Origin of the sequence: Bacillus sp. JJ1764 (assembly GCF_036962145.1) — a bacterium.
Classification (GTDB): Bacteria; Bacillota; Bacilli; order Bacillales; family Cytobacillaceae; genus Neobacillus.
Window position 1 is genome coordinate 636 of the sequence record NZ_JBALNY010000025.1, and the last position, 2,770, is coordinate 3,405.

Sequence of the window (2,770 nt, forward strand, 5' to 3'; positions counted from 1 at the left end):
ATGATAAGGAAATTTTATCATATAATTATTATAATATAAACGTATATTGGAAGGGATGAATAAAATGAAAGATATAAGAAGTTGTACACTATTAAGCAATGGAGTGAAAATGCCTTGGCTTGGATTTGGTACATATAAAGTTGAAAATGGAACTACAGTTATTGAATCGGTAAAAGAAGCACTTAATAATGGATACCGCCATATAGATACTGCTTCTTATTATGACAATGAAGAAGGGGTTGGTATTGCAATAAAAGAGAGTGGATTGTCTAGGAAAGAAATATTTTTAGTTAGCAAGGTTTGGAACTCAGACCAAGGTTATGAGAAAACTTTAAAAGCCTTTGAAACTTCTATAAAAAAACTTGGTACAGATTATCTCGATTTATATTTAATTCATTGGCCTCACCCTTTGCATAATGAAACTTGGAGGGCATTAGAAAAGCTTTATAAAGAGGAATATATAAAAGCTATTGGTGTTAGCAATTTTAAGGTTGACCATCTAAAGGGCATAATGGCAACTGCAGAAGTAGTACCAATGGTAAATCAAATTGAATTTCACCCTCAGCTTATTCAAAATGACTTAATAGAATTCTGTAAAAAACATCATATACAATTAGAAGCGTGGTCACCATTAATGAGAGGTAAAGTATTTGAAAATCAACTTTTAGATGAACTCGCAAAAAAATATGAGAAAACAATATCTCAAATTGTGCTAAGGTGGGATCTACAAATGGGAGTAGTTACGATTCCTAAATCAACAAATTCAGCAAGAATAAAAGAGAATGCAGGGATTTTCGATTTTGAAATAACTAAAGACGATATAGATAAAATTACACAATTAGAAAAAGGCTTAAGAATAGGTTCAGATCCTGAAAGAGTTTTTGCACGCCCAGATATATTTAACAGATGATATTTGGTGAAATTTAGGATTTCGAAAGGAGAATATTAATGTTCATTTTACTTGTAAATTACATCAAGTCTCTTGATGAGGTTGATAAAACTTTAAAAACACATATACAATATTTGGGATAAATACTATTAGTCATGTAAATTTATATGCTCAGGAAGGAGAACTCCGAGGGTAGGTGGAGTAATTCTTTGTAATGCAAAGAATAAAGATGAAGTTGAGACAATAATTAAAGAAGATCCGTTTTATATTAATAAAATTGCAGAATACGAAATAATTGAATTTTCACCTACAAAATATGCTGGGGGATTTGAATATTTCACAATTGATTAATTTTCTTAAATGACCAATTTGATATAAAGTATGTAAGGTAGTTTAATCTAATGAGTGCAAGCATTTATTTTATCGCTACTTTCTAAGGTATAACTTAGAAAAAGTCTACGTTATACTTGTTACAGTGAACGGTATCATAAATAAATCTGAAGGCTATCTAATATAAGATATTATATTTGTTCTTCAACAATCGGGCGCTTTTCTTTAATAAGAAGGCGTATTTTTGCATGGACAACACATTTAAGGGATTGAGTTTTATTGAGGTGTAAAAAAGTTTGTGAATAAATGTACTTAAAGTAACGGGTGCTTTACTTTACAAATAGTAAGGCATTTTTCTTATCAAGTAACAGTGCAGGTTTTTGAATAATAGAATAAATCAGTTTCATACATATTTTATGTTTGGGGAAACTAACTTTAAAACTCGAAATATTGGGGTGTGTGGATGAATAAAAACATTTGCATAATGTTAATTATTTCTTGTGTTTTAGTTTCTCCTTTTGGGACGTCTTGCTCTAATACTTGATTTAACCAATTCGAAAACAACTTGAAGTTATCCATAATAACCCCCACTTTCAAATATTTTATTTATTATCTTGATGTTAAATTGCTGGCATTTACAAGTCAATTTGTTTTTTTCTATGACCAAAGTTTTTCTAACTTTTTATTGAAGTAGCGGATAGCGGTAGCTCAAGTACAATTTCACTGCTTCCGCATCGTTTTTTCGTTGATCCACTAACGGAGCAGGTTAGTGCAAGAAGGAAATGGTAAAACGTGCTATTATTTAGTGATAGAACTACTTACTAAGAGTGGAGGCTTCCGATGGATTGGATTGAAGTTAAAGATAGTAAAGATATTGAAAATCTTTTAGACATATTTGGAGGATTCCATGATAGTTGTTTAAAGGAATTGTACATGTGGACTGAGAGTTACATTGATGAGAATTTATCGATGGGAATGTCGCCAGAACTTGATACTAATGTAAGAATCCTTTTCCAAAGGCAGTATCGTGACCCTTCAGCAATTGAGTTGCTTTTTGAAGGCGTAACCCAATTTCACATCGTTCCGAGTCCAATTAATTATGATTCAATTATTTATGGTGCAAAACTGATTTTACATGAAGGTTTATTTTATTGGGCTGATGACTATGATTGGGAACCCGAAGATAATACACTTGACACAAATAGCTGGATTTCTGCCAAGAGTCTAAAGTGGCGTGAGGTTAGTTCTTGGATGAGAAAACAAAATAGATACAAGAGTAATTAAAGAAGGATAAAAAGATAGATTCTTATTCAACAAACGGGGGCGTTTCTAAAATAAGTAGAAACGCTTTTCTTCTTGAAATAACTTGGCAGGTTAGTTTAATAAATATAGTTTACAATTTTGGGTAATCACAATGGAATCGGGGGAATTCAAATGTTAATTAGAGAGATACAGCCCTTGGATGCTGAAAATTTAATATGTCTAATTAAGCAAGTTGAAGCAGAAGCTAAGTTTATGCTAATGGAATCAGGAGAAAGAAAAACTACTACT

The 2,770-nt window shown here is 31.5% G+C and carries 3 protein-coding genes; all 3 read left to right on the forward strand.

Annotation, left to right across the window (positions count from 1 at the left end; translation table 11 throughout):
- Window positions 1-64: 64 nt before the first annotated feature.
- The 3 genes from V7083_RS03980 to V7083_RS03990 all read left to right on the forward strand — a co-directional run bounded on the left by V7083_RS03980 (window position 65) and on the right by V7083_RS03990 (window position 2,503).
- Window positions 65-910, forward strand: a complete 846-nt coding sequence (locus V7083_RS03980) for an aldo/keto reductase (protein WP_335475612.1) — start codon at window positions 65-67, stop codon at window positions 908-910.
- Window positions 911-1,093: 183 nt separating this feature from the next.
- A complete protein-coding gene (locus tag V7083_RS03985) occupies window positions 1,094-1,240 on the forward strand; it encodes a hypothetical protein (RefSeq protein ID WP_335475616.1) in 147 nt (48 codons plus the stop codon).
- A gap of 819 nt (window positions 1,241-2,059) precedes the next feature.
- A complete protein-coding gene (locus V7083_RS03990; RefSeq protein WP_335475614.1) occupies window positions 2,060-2,503 on the forward strand; it encodes a hypothetical protein in 444 nt (147 codons plus the stop codon).
- The last annotated feature ends 267 nt before the right edge of the window (window positions 2,504-2,770 follow it).

Coding starts and splice junctions, on each gene's coding strand:
- V7083_RS03980 (WP_335475612.1), top strand. CDS start 65: ATGAAAGATATAAGAAGTTGTACACTATTAAGCAATGGAGTGAAAATG.
- V7083_RS03990 (WP_335475614.1), top strand. CDS start 2,060: ATGGATTGGATTGAAGTTAAAGATAGTAAAGATATTGAAAATCTTTTA.